Source organism: Streptomyces sp. JN8, assembly GCF_055808075.1.
The window spans coordinates 3,052,579-3,070,674 of the sequence record NZ_CM147852.1; the positions used below are offsets into that span (position 1 = coordinate 3,052,579).

Below are 18,096 nucleotides of genomic sequence, written 5' to 3' on the forward strand. Positions count from 1 at the left end.
TGTGAACTTGTGAATCCGTTCTCGTTGAAGGCGGGAACGCTTCACCAAGGAGGTGGCTCCGCCCATGCTCGTCCGTGACGCCATGAGCACCGTGGTCCTCACCATCGGCCCCGCCCACACCCTTCGACAGGCCGCCCGGCTGATGGCGGCGCGCCGCGTCGGCGCGGCCGTGGTCCTGGACGGGGACGCCGGACTCGGCATCCTCACCGAACGGGACATCCTCAAGTCGCTGGCCCGCGACCAGAACCCCGACACCGAGACCGCCGACTCCCACACCACCCACGACGTCGTCTTCGCCGCCCCCACCTGGACCCTGGAGGAGGCGGCGGAGGCCATGACGCACGGCGGCTTCCGCCATCTCGTGGTGCTCGACGGGCACGGCCCCGTCGGCATCGTCTCGGTCCGGGACATCATCCGCTGCTGGGTCCCGCTGCACAGCGTCGCGGGATGACGCGGGGGCGGGCCGCGATCCGTACGGATCGCGGCCCGCCCCCTCTTTCGGCGGGCGCCCTCGGCCGCGCAGGGCCTGGATCGCGGCGTCGAGCCGCCCGCCGAAGTCCTCGTCCGCCCTCGGAGGCCGTCGATGACCGCCGTGGGCGTACACGATCCTATAATGGACAATGTCCAGGTCAAGTGATCATCCAAAGTCACACGCGTTCGGGGAGCCGAGGCGCCGACTGTTACCCTGGCCCCCATGAGCGACCTGTTGGAACGACTGCGCGGACGCGGCTGGCGGATGACCGCGCAGCGACGCGTCGTGGCCGAGGTCCTCGACGGGGATCACGTACACCTGACCGCCGACGAGGTCCACGCCCGCGCCGTGACGCGGCTTCCCGAGATCTCGCGCGCGACCGTCTACAACACGCTGGGCGAGATGGTCACCCTCGGCGAGGTGCTCGAAGTCGCGACCGACGGCCGCGCCAAGCGGTACGACCCCAACGCCCACCGACCGCACCAGCACCTGGTCTGCGGCCGCTGCGGGGCGATCCGGGACGTCCATCCGGCGGGCGACCCGCTGGCGGACCTTCCCGACACCGAGCGCTTCGGCTTCACGATCTCGAACGTCGAGGTCACGTACCGCGGCATCTGCCCGAGCTGCGCGACCTCCGCCTGAGCACGACTCCCCGAGAAGGCCCCCGCCACGGCGGGGGCCTTCTCCCCGTGCCACGGGCTCCCGCGCGCACACGACGAAGGCCCGGATCCAGTGACTGGATCCGGGCCTTCGTGCTACTGAGTAGCGGGGACAGGATTTGAACCTGCGACCTCTGGGTTATGAGCCCAGCGAGCTACCGAGCTGCTCCACCCCGCGTCGGTAGACACGACTCTACGGGACGCCGCACGGCCGGTGCAAATCGATTGAACGGCGCCACCGTCACGCGGTCAGCTCCTGGTGGAGCGCCTCACTGAGCCGCGCGGCCCGCTCCGCGACCTCGGCCGGACCCAGCTCCACCGCGCGGGCGCACCAGCGGCGCCCCTCGGTCAGCTCGCCGCGGCGCGCCGCGAGCAGGGCGAGCCGGAGCGCGGCGCGGCCGTGGCCGGCCCGGGCGGCCCGGGTCCACCAGAGCGACGCCTCGCGCTCGCTGCCCTCGCGGGCGAGGAGCAGCCCGAGGTTGAAGGCGCCGTTGCGGCTGCCGGCCTCGGCCGCCTCGCGGTACCAGCGGTCGGCCTCGGCCAGGTCGCCGCGCCCGGCGGCGAGCATGCCCACCCGCACCTGGGCGCGCCGGTGGCCCTGCTGGGCCGCCCGCTCGTACCACTCCTCGCACTCGCTCTTCTCCTCCCGGGGCGCGCCGAGGACGGCCGGGCCCGGGTCGGGGCGGCGGGCGTCGAGCACCGAGGCGAGCCGGAAGGCGGCCTCGGCGCTGCCGCCGCCGGCCGCACAGCGCAGGTGCCGCTCGGCGGTGCGCTCGTCGCCGTCCCGGAGCGCGGCGATGCCGACCTGGAGGGCGGCCTCGGTGTGCCCGGCGGCCGCGGCCCGCTCGTACCAGACGAGGGCCGTGCGGTCGTCGTCCCGGCCGGCGTGGAGGATGCCGAGGTTGAAGGCGGCGTCGACGCTGCCGGCCTCGGCGGCCTTGGAGAACCAGGGCTCGGCGCCGTTGGCGTCGCCGGCCTGGAGGAGGAGCACGGCGAGGGCGTTGGCGGCCTCGCGGTGGCCCGCGTAGGCGGCCCGGCGGTACCACTGCTCGGCCTGCGGGATGCGGTCCTGGGCGGCGCACAGCAGCCCGAGGTTGTAGGCGCCGTTCACGTCGCCCGCGTCCATGGCCGCCCGGTACCAGCGCTCGGCGGTCTGCTGCTCCCCGCGGGCCGCGTGGAGCGCGCCGAGGGCGTTGGCGGCGTTGCCGTCGCCGTCCTGGGCGGCCCGCAGCCACCAGACGGCGGCGCTCTCCTCGTCGCCCGCGTCGCGGAGCAGGAAGCCGAGGGCGCAGGCCGCCTTGGCCTCGCCCTCCTTGGCGGAGCTGAGGTACCAGCGGCCGGCCTCTTTGAGCTCGCCGCGGTGCTCCAGGATCGCGCCGAGGTGGAGCGCGGCCCGCCGGTGGCCCCGCGCGGCGGCCTGCCGGAACCACTGCTCGGCCTCGGAGGGCTCGCCGGCGCCCTCGCCGGCGGCCGGTCCGGGTGCGCCGCCGACGGGTGCGGCGGCGGGCGCGCCGGTGGGCACGAGGGCGCCGGTGCCGGGGACGCGGAGGCGGGTGCCGGTGTCGTGCGGGCCCCGGGTGGTCTCGGTGGCGCGCCGCTCCAGGGCGAGGGCGAGGCGGTAGGCGGCCTCGCGGTGCCCCTGCTCGGCGGCGGCGCGGAGCCAGCGCTCGGCACCGACGTCGCTGCGGTGCTCCAGGAGGTCGGCGAGGGCGTAGGCGCCGAGGGCGTGGCCCTGCTCGGCGGCCTGGCGGAGCCAGTACTCGGCGGCCGGCTCGTCGCCGCGCTCGCGGTGGTGGCGGCCGAGGGCGTGGGCGGCGGGTGCGGAGCCGGCGACGGCGGCGACGCGCCACCAGCCGGCGGCCTCGTCGGCGTAGCCGCGCTGGTGGAGCAGGACCCCGAGGTTGTTCGCGGCGGCCCGGTCGCCCTCGGCGGTGGCGGCGCGGAGGAAGGGCTCGGCGCCGTCGAGGTCGCCGCGGCGCAGCAGCAGCGCGCCGAGCGCGCTCATCGAGGCGAGGTCGCCGCGCTCGGCGGCGCGCCGGTGACGGGCCTCGGTCTCGGTCTCGTTCTCGGCATCGGTCTCGGCGGCGGTGTCGACGGCCGCATCGACGGCCCCTACTGCCTCGATGATCTCGTCCGCGGCGTTCCTGGCATGCCGCTGCACAAACCGCCCTGTCTCCAACAGAGTTGCCCTGTCCCCCATAAATACCATCGTCGCACCACCCGCAACCCGAGCACACCTGGTATACCGCAGCCAGTGAGGTCACTCAGCGTTTTGTCGACATGCCCACAGAGAGACAAGTCAAACACGACTCACGCCAACTCGCCCCTTCCCTACCGCTCTTCAGGCCCCCCGCGCACGCCGACACACGACGAGGGCCCGGATCCTTATGGATCCGGGCCCTCGTGCTCTGAGTAGCGGGGACAGGATTTGAACCTGCGACCTCTGGGTTATGAGCCCAGCGAGCTACCGAGCTGCTCCACCCCGCGTCGGTGAAACCACCGTATCACGGACGCGGGGTGGAAAACCTCAGGTCAGCCGCTTGATCCCGTCGTCTTGAGCTTGGCCCCGGCCGCCGCGGCGCGGTCGAGCGCCGCCTGGAGGTCCTTCTGGGCCTGGCCGTAGGCCGTCCAGTCGCCCTTCGCGAGGGCGGCCTCGCCCGCGTCGTAGGCCGTCTGGGCGTCGGCGATCGCCTGCTTGAGCGCGGCGTCGTTGGACGCCGGCGGCGGGTTGCCGGTGCCCGGCGGGGTCGTCGGCGAGGTCGGCGGCGGCGTGGTGGGCGCGTCCACCCCGAAGACCGCGTTCAGCGCCTTGGTGAGGTTGTCCTCGAACACCGTGGTGTCCTTGGTCGTGTCACCGTCCGGCTGGTCGGCGTCCACGTACGACACCGCGACCTTCTTGAGGAGCGGGTAGAGCGCGTTGCGTCCCTGGGCGTACACCGGCTCCACGTACAGGAATCCGCCGTCGAGCGGGACGGTCAGCAGGTTGCCGTACTGGATGTCCGAGTCGGCGCCCTTCAGGTCCCGGACGAAGGTGGCGACGGAGGGCAGACCGTTGAGCTTGCTCTGCACCTGCGCCGGCCCCGGCACGTCCTCGGTGACCCGCAGCAGTCTCAGCCGGCCGTACTCCTTGCTGGTGGCGTCGGCGTCGACCGCCATGAAGGCACCCAGGTTGGGCCGCCCGTTCGGCGTGAACGTCGTCGTCAGCGAGAAGCGCTGGGCCGTGTCCCCGGGCATCTTCATGCTCAGGTAGTACGGCGGGACCGCGTTGCCGTCCTTGTTGGTCGGGTCGTCCGGCACCTGCCAGGCGTCCGAGCCGCTGTAGAACTGCGCGGGGTCGGTGACGTGGTAGCGGGTCAGCAGCTCGCGCTGGACCTTGAACATGTCCTGCGGGTACCGCAGGTGCTGCATCAGGTCGCCGCCGATCTCGGACTTGGCCTTGACCGTGCCCGGGAACGCCTTCATCCAGGTCTTCAGGACCGGGTCCTGGGTGTCCCACTGGTAGAGGTTCACCGTGCCGTCGTAGGCGTCGACGGTGGCCTTGACCGAGTTGCGGATGTAGTTGACCTGGTTCTGCTGGGCGACGACGGCGCGCTGCTGGTTGCCGACGGTCAGCGAGTCGGCCGTGGTGTCGCCGAGCGTGGTGCGCGAGGCGTACGGGTAGCCGTTCGTCGTCGTGTACGCGTCGATGACCCACTGGATCCGGCCGTCGACGACCGCCGGGTAGGCATCGCCGTCGATGGTCAGCCAGGGCGCGACGGCCTCGACGCGCTGCTTGGGCGTGCGGTTGTAGAGGATCCGCGAGCCCTCGCCGATGGCTCCCGAGTAGAGGATCTGCGGCTCGCTGAACGCGACGGCGTAGGCCGCGCGGTTGAAGGTGCTGGAGAGGTTGACCCCGCTCTTGCCCTCGTAGCTGGTGGTCTTCTCGCCGTTCTCCTCGTAGTCCAGCTCCTTCTGCGGGCCGCCCACGATCGAGTACTGGTCGGTCTTCTCGCCGTAGTAGATCCGCTGCTGGTAGCTGCCGAGCATGCCCTTCGTGGGCAGTCCCGCCTCGGTGAAGACCGGCGAGCCGTTGGCGTCCGTCTGGGTGCCCGAGGCCATGATCGCGCCGTAGCCGTGGGTGTAGGTGAAGTGGTCGTTGATCCAGTTCCGCTTCGGGATGCCCTTGATGTTGAGCTCGCGGAGGCCGACGACCGTGTCCTTGCCCTGGTAGCGGTCGACGTCCAGGGTGGTCGGGAACTGGTAGTACTTCCGCTTCTGCTCCAGTTGCTGGAACGTCGGCGACACGATGTTCGGGTCGAGGACGCGGTAGCTGGCCGCCGAGTCGGCGTCGCTGCGCAGCTGGTCCTTCGCCTTCACCGTCGACTTGCCCGAGTAGTTCTCCAGCTTCGTCTCGTCGATCGCGTACGCCTTGCGGGTCGCGTCGATGTTCTTCTTGATGTACTCCGCTTCCTTGGCCTGCTCGTTCGGCTGGACCTGGAACTTCTGCACGATGGCCGGGTAGAGGCCGCCGATCAGGACCGCGGAGAGCACCATCAGACCGAAGCCGATCACCGGCAGCTGCCAGGTGCGGCGCCACAGCGTCGCGAAGAACAGCACGGCACAGATCGCGGCGATGCAGAACAGGATGGTCTTCGCCGGCAGGTAGGCGTTGGCGTCGACGTACCGCAGGCCCGTCCAGTTGCCGGTGGCCTTGAAGTCGCTGGACTTCACGGCCAGGCCGTACCGGTCGAGCCAGTACGCCACGGCCTTCAGCGCCACGAAGACGCCGAGCAGCACCGAGAGGTGACCGGTGGCCGCGGCGGTGGCCCGCGCGCCCGGGCTGGTGATCCGCAGCCCGCCGTACAGGTAGTGCGTCAGCGCGGCGGCGATCAGCGACAGCACGACGGCGGCGAAGCCGAAGGCGAGCAGGAAGCGGTACCAGGGCAGGTCGAAGGCGAAGAACGACACGTCGAGACCGAACTGCGGGTCCTTCTGGCCGAACTCCACGCCGTTGACCCACATCAGCCAGGTGCGCCACTGGCCCGAGGCGGACGCGCCGGCGATCAGCGCCACCAGGGCGGTGACCGCGAGCAGCACCCACTTCTTGAACGGAGCGAGGCCCATCCGGTACCGGTCGAGGCTCTGCTGCTCCAGCGACATCGCGCTGAGCGGCGGCCGGAGCCGGTACGCCAGCCAGATGTTCAGGCCGACGGCGAGCCCCATCAGGAGGCCGAAGACGGCGAACAGGCCGATCTTCGTCCACAGGGTGGTGGTGAACACGGACGAGTAGTCGACCGAGCGGTACCAGAGCCAGTCCGTCCAGAACCCGGCGAACATCACGAAGGCCATGGCCAGCACGGCCAGGACCCCGAGTGTCATGAGCAGGGTTCGGGCCCGCCGGGACGGCCGGCCGACTCTCATCCTCGGCCCGGACGGGCTACCGCCGCGGTCCGGCATCTGGAAAGCCAACGTGCGCCCCTCGATGTTGATGCGTCTGAAAGCAGGCCCAGCGATCGTAGAGCCCAATGGTGCAACTTACTGAGGCTTTACCTAGTTCCCGTATTCAGGGGAAGAGGAGGCAGGATATTGGTCATGTCCAACGTTTCCCCCTCCGGCCCGGCGATGGCCGCGAGCCCCCTCACCCGCGCGGTGCTCGAGATCGACGAGTACGCGGCGGGCCTCGGCTGGGACCAGCCGGCCCGCCTCTTCGCCCTGGTCGACACCGCACGGCTGCGTGCCAAGGAGCCCAGGCTCGCCTCCCAGCTGGGCCTGGGCGACGACGCCACCGCCTACACCCCGATCGAGCAGGAGAAGCTGCCGCGCGGGAAGCCCCTCGACGAGTTCCTCGGCACGATCGCCTGGCCCGCCGGGGTCGCCGGCTGCGCCATGACGGTGGAGCGGCTCATGCTGCCGCCCTCGGCCGAGGCGCAGGTCCCGCAGGGACTGAACGAGAAGCAGCTCGCCAAGTGGGTGGCCGCCCACCCGGACCGCCAGGAGGTCCGGATGACGGTGGCCGTGCTGCGCGGCGGAGCCCGCGAGGCGGCCATCCGGCTGCGCGAGAAGGACACCGCCACCGAGGTCCTGACCGGCCCCGACCTGGTGCCGGGCCTCGCCGAGGCACTCACGGCCACCTTCGAGAGCTGACCTCCGCACGACGGCGAAGGGGCGCCCGGTCGGTGACCGGGCGCCCCTTCTCACGTGCTCCCGGGTCGTGCCCGGGGGGGCGGAGCTAGCTCTTCGAGCAGCTCGGCAGGGACTTCGTGTCGCCCGCGCGGAGCTTCTCCAGGGACTTCGTGGCGTCCTCGATGGTGTCCACCTTGACGAGGGTGAGGCCGTCCGGGATGTCCCTCGCCGCCGTCTCGCAGTTGTCGGCCGGGGTGAGGAAGTACTGGGCTCCGGCGTTCCGCGCGCCGACCAGCTTCATCTCGATGCCGCCGATCGGGCCGACCTTGCCGTCGTCGTCGATGGTGCCGGTGCCGGCGATGAAGCGGCCGCCGGTGAGGCTCTCCGGGGTGAGCTTGTCGACGATGCCGAGCGCGAACATCAGCCCGGCGCTGGGACCGCCGACGTCGGCCAGGTTGATGTCGATGGTGAACGGGAAGACGTGATCGGTGCCGGCCTGGATGCCGACGACGGCCCGGTCCCCCTCCTCCGAGGTGGTGGTCGTGATGACCACCTTCCGGGTGGCGGTGGGCTCCTTGCGGGCCTTCTCGGCGGCGGCCGCCTCCTTGGCGGGGACGATCGTGAACTCGACGTCCTGGCCGGGCTTCCGCTTGACGACCTGCTTGGCCACGTCCGCCTGCGCGGTGATCGCCACCCCGTCCACGGCCTTGATCACGTCACCGGCGTGCAGCTTGCCCTCGGAGGGCGAGCCCTTGATCACGCTGCCGACGACGACCCGGGAGACGACCGGGATGCCCAGTTCCCTGAGGGCGGCCACCTTGGCGCTCTCCTGGGACTGGCTGAACTCCTCGGCGTTCTCCTGGGTCGACTCCTCCTCGGTCTTGCCGTCCGGGTAGAGCGTGTCGTGCGGCACCACCACGTTGTCGTGGGCCAGCCAGCCGTAGACGGCCTCGACGGCGTTCATCTTGTAGTCCGCGCTGGTGACCCGCACCGTCGTCATGTTGAGGTGCCCGTCGGTCGGGTAGGTCTTGCGTCCCGAGATGTGCAGCACGGGCTCTCCCCTGGCCTCGCCGAGGGTGTTGACCGTGGGGCCGGGGCTCATCTCCGCGTACGGCACCGGGATCAGGACGCCCGCGATCAGCAGGCAGATCAGGACCAGGGTGGAGGCGAGCATCGTCGCGGTGCGGCGTGGCATGGAACGACAGTACGGGACTCGCCTGTGGGTGCACCCCCGGGGCGGTCCGTACGAGGAGGCCCGGCGTCAGCTCGTCGGCGAGGCGGCGGCACCACCGGCGGCGGCGGCCGGTTCGCGCTCGGGGCGTACGGATTCGGGGGGCGTGGCGTGGGCGCGTTCCATCGCGTCCCGGAAACGGGCGTAGCCGGCGAGCTCGGCCACGTCGCCTATCGTCTTGTTCCTCGAAGCCCAGCTTCCCCATATCGCCGCGCCGACGACTGCGAAAAGCGGAATCAGCAACCAGGCCAGCGCTGCCATCCCGACCTCCCATCCCCAGTGAGTTGATCAGCAGACTCTGTCATCCGTGGGGTCAACGCTCGCGCGTGGGGGGCGGTTACGCAAATCGGGCGTTCGGCTACGCGCCGTCGGCGCGTCGCCTTGCCCTCCGGGGAGAACCGGCAGGTCGGGAAGGGCGGGCGTCAGCGGGCCCCGAGCCTGCGGCCGGGGGCGCCCCCGGTCAGGGGGCGGCGGGCGTCAGCACGACCCCACCCACTCCTCCGTGCCGTCCGAGAAGGTCTGGTGCTTCCAGATGGGGACCTCGTGCTTGAGGTCGTCGATGAGCTTGCGGCAGGCCTCGAAGGCCTCGCCGCGGTGCGGGCAGGAGACGGCCACGACGACCGCGATGTCGCCCACGCCCAGGTCCCCCACCCGGTGGACGGCGGCCAGCGCGCGCACCGGGTAGTCGGCGACGACCTTCTCGGCGACCCGGCGCAGCTCGGCCTCGGCGGTCGGATGGCTGGAGTAGCCCAGACGGTCGACGTCGGCGCCGCCGTCGTGGTTGCGCACGGTGCCCACGAAGAGCGTGGTGCCGCCGGAGGCGTCGTCCCCGACCGCCCGGAAGACCTCGTCGAGGGAGAGCGGGGTGTCCCGGATCGCGAGGAGCTTGATCGGGTCGGCGGCGGCCTGCTCGCCGGGGTGGTCAGACGTCGGTGCCATGCGTCCATCGTGCCGTACGCGCGCGAGATCCCGGAATAGCGGATTCGACCGGTCGTCGGCGGCCCCCGTAGGAGGGTCCTACAGGCCGCCGTGCGCGCCCCGGTCAGATGCCCCGCCGCTTCCGCATCTGCCGGACCAGCGCCGCCGTGCCCAGCAGGGCCACCGTCGCGCCGGCCGCGCCCGCCGCCGTGGCGTCCTTGCGGCCCAGCCGGCGGCCGGCGACCGTGTGGCGGCCCTCGACCTCCTCCAGGAGCGCCGCGAGGACCTCCTCGTTGGTCCACTTCGGCCGCCAGCCGGCGTCGTGCAGGCGTCCGACGCTGACCACCCACGGGTGCATCGTGTACGCGAGGTCGCCGGCCGGGGACGGGGTGAGCCCGATCCGGTGGAGCCGGGCCGCGGCGCCGAGGGCGACGGCGGAGGGCAGCTCCATGCGGCGGATCCCGGAGAGCTCCTCGACCTCCTCCTGTTCGAGCCAGCCGTCGCAGCCGACCGCGAACTCGCCCTCGACCTTTTCGAGGGCCGCGTACTCCAGGGCGCTGACCAGGTCGTCGACGTGGCAGAACTGCCAGGTGGGCCGGGAGCCCGCGACGACGAGCAGCCGGGGCGACTCGAAGTAGCGGGTCAGCGCCGTGTCCGTGCCGCCGACGAGGACGGCGGGGCGGACCACGGTGACGTTGAGGCCGGGGTGCGCGCGGGGGGCCCGCCGGCCCAGCCGCTCGATCTCCAGCATGTCCCCGACGCCGGTGGCCTCGGCCGTGGCCCTGAGCTCGGCGTCCTCGGAGAGCGGGATGTCGTTGTCGGACAGGGCCCCGTAGACCATGGCGGAGGTGCACAGCACCACCCGGTGGACCCCCGCCGCGGCCGCGGCGGTCAGCACGGTCTGGGTGCCCCGGACGTTGTAGGCCGTCCGGGCGGCGGGGTCGGTCTCCAGGTCGAGGTCGACGGCGAGGTGCACGACGACGTCCGCGCCGCGCAGCTTCTCGGCGATGGCCGGGTCGCGCACGTCGAGGATGTGCCACTCGGCCTCGGCGACCTCGCCCCGTCGCTCGTCGAGGGCGACGACCTTCTTGATCTCGTCGGACGCGGCGAGGCGCCTGGTCAGCAGGTCGCCGACGCCGGAAGCGGCACCGGTGACCGCGACGACGGGGCCGCGCCCGGCGGACCGGGTTGAGGGGTTTCGCGCTCCGCGAACCTGTGGATCTGGGGAACTCACCGGGCGTCTCCAGCGGTTGTCTTCAGTACGTACACGGATGACGCGTACGGACCAGGTGGCGTCCATCCTGCCGCAGGGCACGGTCCGGCGGAGCACCGAGCCCATTTCCGGCCCGGATGTCTACGCTGGTGGTGTGCGGGGCCTGTCTGGACAGGCCCTGGTCGGGCAGTCGCCGTCGGCAGGAGGCCGGCGGCCCTACGAGCCGAGGAAACCTGTGAGTGACACCCCATTCGGATTCGGCCTTCCGCCGGAGGAGCCGGAGAACGGCGACGAGGGCAAGAAGAAGGACCCCGCCGGAGGTGGCCAGGGGTCCGGCGGCCAGGGCGGCAACCCCTTCGGGGCGAACCCCTTCGGCTTCGGCGGACTGCCCGGCATGGGCGGACTCGGTGGGCCGGGCGGTCAGGGCGGTGCGGACAATCCGTTCGCGGCGATGTTCGGCTCGCTGAACCCCAACGACCTCGGGGCGGCCTTCCAGCAGCTCGGCCAGATGCTGAGCTACGAGGGCGGTCCCGTGAACTGGGACATGGCCAAGCAGATCGCGCGGCAGGTGGTGGCCCAGGGCACCGCCGACGGCACCAAGGACTCCAGCGTGGGCCCGGCGGAGCGGTCCGCGGTCGAGGAGGCCGTGCGCCTGGCCGACCTGTGGCTGGACGGCGTGACCTCGCTGCCCTCGGGGGCGAGCACGGCCGTGGCGTGGAGCCGCGCGGAGTGGGTCGAGGCGACGCTGCCGGCCTGGCAGCAGCTGGTGGACCCGGTCGCCGAGCGGGTCGGCACGGCGATGGGCGACGTCCTGCCGGAGGAGATGCAGGCCATGGCCGGCCCGCTGATCGGCATGATGCGCTCCATGGGCGGCGCCATGTTCGGCCAGCAGATCGGGCAGGCCGTCGGCGCGCTCGCGGGCGAGGTCGTCGGCTCGACCGACGTCGGCCTGCCGCTCGGGCCCGCGGGCCGGGCCGCGCTGCTGCCGCTGAACGTGGAGGCCTTCGGCAAGGACCTGGGCGTGCCCTCCGACGAGGTGCGGCTCTACCTGGCGCTGCGCGAGGCCGCCCACCAGCGTCTCTTCGCCCACGTGCCGTGGCTGCGCGCGCACCTGTTCGGCGCGGTCGAGGGGTACGCGCGGGGGATCAAGGTCGACACCTCGAAGCTGGAGGAGGCGGTGGGGCAGCTCGACCCGACGCACCCGGAGCAGCTTCAGGAGGCCCTTCAGCAGGGCATGTTCCAGCCGGAGGACACGCCGGCGCAGAAGGCCGCCCTGGCCCGTCTGGAGACGGCCCTGGCCCTCGTCGAGGGCTGGGTGGACGCGGTGGTCCACGAGGCCGCGAAGTCGCGCCTCACGTCGGCGGACGCGCTGCGCGAGACCCTGCGCCGGCGCCGGGCCTCGGGCGGTCCGGCCGAGCAGACCTTCGCCACGCTGATCGGTCTGGAGCTGCGGCCGCGGCGGCTGCGGGACGCGGCGCGCCTGTGGGCGTCGCTGACGGACGCGCGCGGGGTCGACGGCCGTGACGGTCTGTGGGAGCACCCGGACATGCTGCCGACGGCGACCGACCTGGACGACCCGGACGGTTTCGTGCACCGCGAGCACCTGGACTTCTCCGAGATCGACAAGATGCTCGGCGAGGCCGCCAAGGGCGACGCCCCGGAAGACGGGGACGGCAAGGAGTGACCCTGCACGACGACGCGGTCCTCGTCCTCAAGGGGTACGAGGGCCAGCCGGAGCTGCGCGACCTCTATCTGGAGCACCTGGACGCGCACCCGGACGGCATGTACAAGCCCTGCGGGGCCGGGCACCTGACCTCCAGTGCGCTGGTGCTCGATCCCGGGCGCGGGCGGGTGCTGCTGACGCTGCACCGGAAGCTGGGCATGTGGCTGCAGATGGGCGGCCACTGCGAGGAGGGCGACGCGACGGTCGAGGCGGCGGCGCTGCGGGAGGCCGCCGAGGAGTCGGGGATCCCGGGTCTGACGCTGCTGCCGGGCGGCCCGGTGCGGCTCGACCGGCATGCGATCCCGGCGCCCTGCCACTGGCACCTGGACGTGCAGTACGCGGCGCTGGCCCCGGCCGGCGCGGTGGAGCAGATCAGCGAGGAGTCGCTGGACCTGCGCTGGTTCGCCTACGACGAGGTGGCGGGCGTGGCGGACGCGTCGGTGGTCCGCCTCGTGGAGAGCGCGCTGGCGCGGCTCTAGCGCGACGCGGGAGAGGGGGCGGTCGGCGGCCGCCCCCTCTTCCGTGCGCGTGCCTAGTTCCAGGCGTTGTTCTGGTTCTGGGCGTGGGATCCGTGCTGTCCGGCGCCGAACTGCGCGGCGAGGCCCTGGCCGATGGCCGCGTTCTGCGGGGGCATGACCTCGCTGGGCTGGACGAGCGCGAAGCCCTGGCCGAGGAAGCTGAGCTCCCAGCCCTCGCCGGTGTTGCCGCGGCGGCTGCGGACGTTCGAGTTGTGCGTCTGCGCCTGCATCTGGACGCGCAGACCGGTGGACCAGGCCACGATGGCGTCCGCGTCGACGCTGACGTACTTCTCGGGGGTGACGTGCATCATCAGCGGCTGCCCCGAGGTCATCAGGGCGACCCGGCCGCGGCCGGAGATGTTGAGCTGGTACTTGCCGGTGCCGGAGACGCCGTACTGGCTGTCGACGGCGATGACCTCGGTGTGGAGGGTCGAGTCGAGCGCGAGGACGTAGGCGCTGTCGACGGTCAGGCCCTCCTGCTCGACGTCCACGATGTGCACGTACTGGGCGAGGTTGGCGAAGTAGACCGTGCCCTGGCCGGAGCAGCGCATGAGGTCGAGGCCCTCACCGGTGCGGGCCTGGGCCCGCCGCTGGCCGGGGGTCTTGTACTCGCCGTCGAAGTCGACGAGTCCCTGGTACGCGACCATGGCGCCCTTGCGGGCCAGGATGTCGTCCTGCCCGGTGAGGGTGACCCGCAGGAGCTGCGGGTTCTGGATGACGTACCGCTCCTGGCTCTGCTGTTCGGCGTGGTTGAAAAGCGGGCTCTGCATGGTGTGTTCTCGCTCCCCCTCAGCCCCGGACCCGCAGGCGGTCGGTGCTGTCCTCGCTCGGCTGTACGACGACGATGCCCTGGCCCGAGAAGGCCATCTGGAAGGCCTCGCCGCTGCCCCGCCCGATGAGGGAGGAGGCCTTGAAGCTGCGCTTGCCCTTGACCTTGAGCGACGGCGACCAGGCGACGAGCGCGTCGGGGTCGACGTACGTCTCGTCGTCGCCGCGGCCGCAGTCGACGACGATCGGCGTGCCGCGCGAGGTCAGGGCGACCCAGCCGGTGCCGGCGATCTCGACGTTGAACAGGCCCTGGCCGGCGAACTTCGCGAGCCCCTTGACCCGCTCGACGCCCCACTGGAGGTGGGCGTCGAAGGCGAGCAGGTTGGTGCCGTTGACCGAGATCGAGTCGTTCTGGAGGTTGATCACGACGACGTCCGCGCCGTAGTCGGCGAGGTAGAGCAGTCCGTCGCCGGAGCACTTCATGATCGGCGCGCCCTCGCCGGTGGCCCACTGCTGGGCGACCTGGCGGACGGCGGGCGGGTTGGGCTCGTAGGTGATGAAGCCCTCGTAGGCGACCATGGAGCCGGTCCGGGCGTAGAGGTCCTGGCCGGAGGCCATGGCCACCTTGAGCATGGTGCGGCCGTGGTTCTCCATCCGGGCCGCGACGGGGGTCGGGGCGTAGCCCGCGAGTTGCTGGTTCATGACTTCGGGCTCCCTCAGACCTCGTAGGGCTGGACGACGATGAAGTTGCCGGGGGCGCCCCGGAACTGCAGGTTCACGGTCTCCCCGCTGTGGCCGGGGTAGGCGTTGCGGCGGAGCCGCACCTGGCTGGAGAGGATGACCTGGGACGCGGACGACCAGGCGACGACGGCCTGGCAGTCGGCGAAGGTGGTCGGCGTGACGGGCAGCACGACGGGCACGCCGTGCGTCTTCACGACGACGGTGCCGGTGCCCTGGAACTGCATGGTGAACAGGGCGCCGCCGGGGATGCCGTGGCCCTCGATGCGGCGGACCTCGTACTGGAGGGTCTCGTCGAACGCGAGGACGTTCTCCGCGGAGACGCAGATGCCGTCGCCCTGGAGCTCGATCGGGTGCAGGTGGGCGCCCTCCTCGGCGAGGAAGACCTGGCCGCGGCCGGTGCAGCGCATCAGCTGCATCTCCTGGCCGGTGGCGTTGCCGACGATCCGGCCGGTGAAGCCGGCGCCTTTGTGGGAGAAGTCGACCTTGCCCTGGTACATGACCATGGAGCCCTGGCGGGCGAGCACGGGCGTGGCGCCCATGGCCAGGTCGACCCGCATGAGCTGCTGGTTCTGCGGGGTCCAGCGGGCTCCGGTGGGCGTCTCCTTGTACGGCGCGAGCGCGGCGTCGAGGCCGGCTCCGGTCGCCGGCGCGCCCTGCGGGACGCCGGGCTGCTGGCCGTAGGGGGCGGGCTGGCCGTATCCGGGTGCCTGCGGCGGCTGGCCGTACGGGCCGGGCGCCTGCGGCGGGACCTGGCCGGGGTACTGGCCCGGAGGCTGTCCCGGGACCTGGCCGTACGCCGGGGGCTGCTGCCCGTACGGCGCGGGGGCCGGGGCGGGCGGCGGGACCGGGGCGGGGGCCATGGGGGCCACCATCGTCGGCGCCGTGTGCACCGGCTGGGACGGCGGCACGGGCGCGGGCGGGGCCGGCGGCGCGCCGAAGGCGGGGGCCGGGGCGGGCGCGGGAGCCGGTGCCGGAGGGGCGCCGAAGGCGGGCGCGGGCGCCGGGGCCGCGGGGGCTCCGAACGCCGGGGGCGCCGCGGCCTGCGCCGGCGGGGCGAAGCCGGGAGCGGCCTGCTGCTGCGCGGCGGGCTCGTCCTCGGCGACCTCGCCGCCGAAGTTCCGCAGGAGCGCGTCGAGGCCGCCGTCGAAGCCCTGGCCGACCGCGGCGAACCGCCAGACGTCCTTGAGGTAGAAGTCGCCGAGCATCACGGCGCGCTCGGTGGTGAACTCGGCGCCGGTGAAGGCGTACCGCGCGACCTCCTCGCCGCCCGCGACGATCCGCAGGTGGCCGGGGCCGATCTGCGACATCTGGCCGGCGCCGTCGATGGTCGCGGTGAACGACAGCTTGTGGATGTTCGCGGGGATGCGGTCGAGAGTCACGCGGAAGGACTCGGTGTCACCGGACTGTGCCCCGAGCAGCTGGACGGACTCCTCCGGCGTCGTCGGCTGGTTGAAGAACACGAAGTAGCGGTCGTCGGAGAGACGCTCCTCCGCGTCCAGCCCGAAGCAGCTGATGTCGAAGGTCAGTCCCGGTGCCGCGATCTGCACGCCGACGTACAGATCGGTACCCGCGGTGAGATCACTGATCTTGGCCTTGTGGCCGCGTTGGAATTCCCTGGCCATGCGTAACGACCGTCCCCCATCCCGAATGGCGAATGCTCGCGCCAGGCTAGCCGCTGAGTGCGACATTGAGACAGCGCAGGTCGTTTTCGGTACCGAATCGGGAAACGCCGGTCACGCAAGCGCACTCCGGGGGTCACTCCCCGCAAGCGGAAGGGGTTACTCCGAGCGAGCGGCGACGCTCAGTCCTCGCGGGTCCCCGGGAGGTGCGGGAGACGGCCGGCGGCGACCACGCCCTCCAGGTAACCGCGGGCCCGCTCGGTGCGGGGGTAGGCCTCCAGGAGCCGCCAGAAGCCGGGGCCGTGCCCGGGCACCAGCAGATGGGCCAGCTCATGCAGGAGGACGTAGTCCACCACGTACTCGGGCATGCCCTGGAGCCGGTGGGAGAGGCGGATGCTGCCCTCCGAGGGGGTGCAGGAGCCCCAGCGGGTGTTCTGGTTGGTGACCCAGCGCACCGATCCGGGGCGGGCCCGGCCGCCGAAGTACTGCTCGGAGAGCCGCAGCGCCCGGTCGGTCAGCTCGCGGTCGCCGAGGACGCCGCGGCTCTCCTGGGCGGCGAGCTTGTCGAGCATCACCCCGACCCAGCGGCGCTCCTCGGCCTCGGACATCCGGGCCGGGATGAGGACGATCGTCCGGTCGCCCTCCCGGTACGCCGAGACGGTCCTCCGCCGCCGCGGACTTCTGCGGACCTCGACCGCACTCGTCCCCGCACCGCGGTGCGGGGTGTCGGTCACGCTGCGCTGGGGGTCGGCGGGCACGGCCCCGACGTTACCCGCTGTCAGCACGGGAAGTCCCGCCTCCGGAGTGGTTTCGGCAACGATCCGCTCACGACCCGCGCGATTCGAATGACTAATCGCGCCGCCTGTGGACAACTTTCGGCGGCCGTCCCGGCGCCGGGGCATTCTCGAACCGCGACGGCGAAAGGCCGTCGCCGACCGTGAACTGTCGATCATGAATGCGGGGCGGGGGAAATGCATCCGATGGTGAAGCCGGCGCTGCGGCGCGCCTGGCGGAGTCTGCGCCGCGTGCAGTTCGGGGTGACCCCGGCACACGCGGTGGTGCTCGATCCGGTCGACCAGGAGACGGGCACCCTGCTCGGACTGCTCGACGGGACCCGCGGCACCGAGCTGCTCCGCGCCGAGGCGGGCCGGCTCGGCCTGCCGCAGGGGCGCCTGGAAGGGCTGCTCGGACGGCTCCGTTCGGCGGGGCTGCTCGTCGACGCCTCGGCGGGGCGGCCGGGGAGGACGGGACCGGCGGGCGGCCCGGAGGACGCCTCCCTCGACCCGCTCCGCGCCGACCTCGCCTCCCTCTCCGTCGTGCACCCCGAGCCGGACCGGGCGCTGCGGACCCTGACGGCCCGGCGGGTGGCGCGCGTGCAGGTCCGGGGCGCGGGACGGGTGGGGGCGACGGTGGCCGCGCTGCTCACGGCGGCGGGGGTGGGCGGGGTGGAGGTCGTCGACTCGGGCCGGGTGGAGCCCTGGGAGACGGCGCCGGGCGGGCTGTCGGCCGAGGCCGTCGGCGAGCGGCGGGCGACGGCGGCCCGCCGCCTGGTCGGCCGGTGGCGCAGATCGCGCTGTCCGAGCGGCCCGGGTGAGGGCTCGGGCGGACTCGGGCTGTCACTCGTGGTGGTGACACCGCGGGACGGCCTCGGCGCGTACGTCCCCGATCCGCTCCCGGCGCAGCGCTGGGTCGCCACGGGCACCCCCCATCTGTACGCGGGGGTCGTGGAGGCGACGGGGGTCGTCGGGCCGCTGGTCCTGCCGGGCGGCACGGCGTGCGCGCGATGTCTCCAGGAGGAGCGCACGGACCGCGAGCCGGACTGGCCGCGGTTGCTGGTCCAGTGGCGCTCCGGCGCCCCGCACCCCCTGCCCGCCTGCGACCTGGGGCTCGCGACGGCGGTGGCGGGGCTGGCCGCCGCCCATGCCCTGGCCTTCCTCGACGGGGACCTCCCGGCGAGCACGGGCACCCGGTGGGAGGCGTCACTGCCGTTGACGGAGTGGCGGGCGGAGCGGCTGAGACCGCATCCGGCCTGCCCGTGCGGGGCGGCCCGCGAAGGAGAGGGGGAGCGAGCCTCGGCGGCCGGAGGCGCGCAGGACACAATGGCGGGGTAACGGCCCTGCGCGGCACGGCAG

The 18,096-nt window shown here is 72.6% G+C and carries 16 protein-coding genes and 2 tRNA genes; 6 read left to right on the forward strand and 12 right to left on the reverse strand.

Annotation, left to right across the window (positions count from 1 at the left end; translation table 11 throughout):
• Positions 1-64 precede the first annotated feature (64 nt).
• Together ACY0MR_RS13040 and ACY0MR_RS13045 are read left to right on the forward strand one after the other, a co-directional pair.
• Positions 65-451 carry a CBS domain-containing protein gene (locus ACY0MR_RS13040; protein ID WP_388793307.1) on the forward strand — a complete coding sequence of 129 codons (387 nt, stop codon included), beginning with the start codon at positions 65-67 and terminating at the stop codon, positions 449-451.
• A 243-nt stretch (positions 452-694) separates the two neighbouring features.
• Positions 695-1,114 (forward strand): Fur family transcriptional regulator, encoded by a 420-nt coding sequence (locus ACY0MR_RS13045; RefSeq protein WP_148006096.1) that lies wholly within the window; start codon positions 695-697, stop codon positions 1,112-1,114.
• A gap of 121 nt (positions 1,115-1,235) precedes the next feature.
• On the opposite strand, the gene ACY0MR_RS13050 is transcribed toward ACY0MR_RS13045, so the two are convergent.
• The 4 genes from ACY0MR_RS13050 to ACY0MR_RS13065 form a co-directional block, all read right to left on the reverse strand.
• Positions 1,236-1,309: transfer RNA gene (locus ACY0MR_RS13050), tRNA-Met, on the reverse strand.
• 63 nt (positions 1,310-1,372) lie between these two features.
• Positions 1,373-3,340: an SEL1-like repeat protein gene (locus ACY0MR_RS13055; protein WP_388793303.1), complete on the reverse strand. Its 1,968-nt coding sequence runs from the start codon at positions 3,338-3,340 to the stop codon at positions 1,373-1,375.
• A 204-nt stretch (positions 3,341-3,544) separates the two neighbouring features.
• Positions 3,545-3,618: transfer RNA gene (locus ACY0MR_RS13060), tRNA-Met, on the reverse strand.
• A 45-nt stretch (positions 3,619-3,663) separates the two neighbouring features.
• Positions 3,664-6,567: a UPF0182 family membrane protein gene (locus ACY0MR_RS13065; protein WP_392862784.1), complete on the reverse strand. Its 2,904-nt coding sequence runs from the start codon at positions 6,565-6,567 to the stop codon at positions 3,664-3,666.
• A 135-nt stretch (positions 6,568-6,702) separates the two neighbouring features.
• Between ACY0MR_RS13065 and ACY0MR_RS13070 the strand changes: the two genes are divergently transcribed.
• Positions 6,703-7,254, forward strand: a complete 552-nt coding sequence (locus ACY0MR_RS13070; RefSeq protein WP_148006093.1) for a PPA1309 family protein — start codon at positions 6,703-6,705, stop codon at positions 7,252-7,254.
• A gap of 85 nt (positions 7,255-7,339) precedes the next feature.
• On the opposite strand, the gene ACY0MR_RS13075 is transcribed toward ACY0MR_RS13070, so the two are convergent.
• The 4 genes from ACY0MR_RS13075 to ACY0MR_RS13090 all read right to left on the reverse strand — a co-directional run bounded on the left by ACY0MR_RS13075 (position 7,340) and on the right by ACY0MR_RS13090 (position 10,616).
• The gene (locus ACY0MR_RS13075; RefSeq protein WP_388793301.1) at positions 7,340-8,428 is read right to left on the reverse strand and encodes a YlbL family protein; all 1,089 of its coding nucleotides are present in this window, start codon (positions 8,426-8,428) and stop codon (positions 7,340-7,342) included.
• A gap of 66 nt (positions 8,429-8,494) precedes the next feature.
• On the reverse strand, positions 8,495-8,725 hold the full coding sequence (locus tag ACY0MR_RS13080) for a hypothetical protein (RefSeq protein ID WP_388793299.1): 231 nt from the start codon (positions 8,723-8,725) through the stop codon (positions 8,495-8,497).
• 216 nt (positions 8,726-8,941) lie between these two features.
• On the reverse strand, positions 8,942-9,403 hold the full coding sequence (locus tag ACY0MR_RS13085) for a molybdenum cofactor biosynthesis protein MoaE (protein WP_361857924.1): 462 nt from the start codon (positions 9,401-9,403) through the stop codon (positions 8,942-8,944).
• A 103-nt stretch (positions 9,404-9,506) separates the two neighbouring features.
• Complete coding sequence (locus ACY0MR_RS13090) at positions 9,507-10,616, reverse strand: SDR family oxidoreductase (protein WP_361857927.1); 1,110 nt, start codon at positions 10,614-10,616, stop codon at positions 9,507-9,509.
• Positions 10,617-10,830: 214 nt separating this feature from the next.
• On the opposite strand from ACY0MR_RS13090, the gene ACY0MR_RS13095 reads away from it, so the two are divergent.
• Positions 10,831-12,279, forward strand: a complete 1,449-nt coding sequence (locus ACY0MR_RS13095; RefSeq protein WP_361857930.1) for a zinc-dependent metalloprotease — start codon at positions 10,831-10,833, stop codon at positions 12,277-12,279.
• Positions 12,276-12,797 carry an NUDIX hydrolase gene (locus tag ACY0MR_RS13100; RefSeq protein ID WP_388793297.1) on the forward strand — a complete coding sequence of 174 codons (522 nt, stop codon included), beginning with the start codon at positions 12,276-12,278 and terminating at the stop codon, positions 12,795-12,797. Before ACY0MR_RS13095 ends, ACY0MR_RS13100 begins: the two co-directional genes overlap by 4 nt.
• Positions 12,798-12,850: 53 nt before the next feature.
• Here ACY0MR_RS13100 and ACY0MR_RS13105 read toward each other — a convergent pair whose 3' ends face one another.
• The 4 genes from ACY0MR_RS13105 to ACY0MR_RS13120 form a co-directional block, all read right to left on the reverse strand.
• Entirely contained in the window at positions 12,851-13,606 is a 756-nt protein-coding gene (locus tag ACY0MR_RS13105; protein WP_361857936.1) for an AIM24 family protein, read from the reverse strand.
• Positions 13,607-13,625: 19 nt separating this feature from the next.
• The gene (locus ACY0MR_RS13110) at positions 13,626-14,306 is read right to left on the reverse strand and encodes an AIM24 family protein (protein WP_361857939.1); all 681 of its coding nucleotides are present in this window, start codon (positions 14,304-14,306) and stop codon (positions 13,626-13,628) included.
• 14 nt (positions 14,307-14,320) lie between these two features.
• Positions 14,321-15,967 (reverse strand): TerD family protein, encoded by a 1,647-nt coding sequence (locus ACY0MR_RS13115; RefSeq protein WP_473560820.1) that lies wholly within the window; start codon positions 15,965-15,967, stop codon positions 14,321-14,323.
• A 179-nt stretch (positions 15,968-16,146) separates the two neighbouring features.
• A complete protein-coding gene (locus ACY0MR_RS13120; protein ID WP_361857594.1) occupies positions 16,147-16,722 on the reverse strand; it encodes a M48 metallopeptidase family protein in 576 nt (191 codons plus the stop codon).
• A gap of 213 nt (positions 16,723-16,935) precedes the next feature.
• On the opposite strand from ACY0MR_RS13120, the gene ACY0MR_RS13125 reads away from it, so the two are divergent.
• Positions 16,936-18,075 carry a TOMM precursor leader peptide-binding protein gene (locus ACY0MR_RS13125; RefSeq protein ID WP_473560822.1) on the forward strand — a complete coding sequence of 380 codons (1,140 nt, stop codon included), beginning with the start codon at positions 16,936-16,938 and terminating at the stop codon, positions 18,073-18,075.
• Positions 18,076-18,096: the final 21 nt, after the last annotated feature.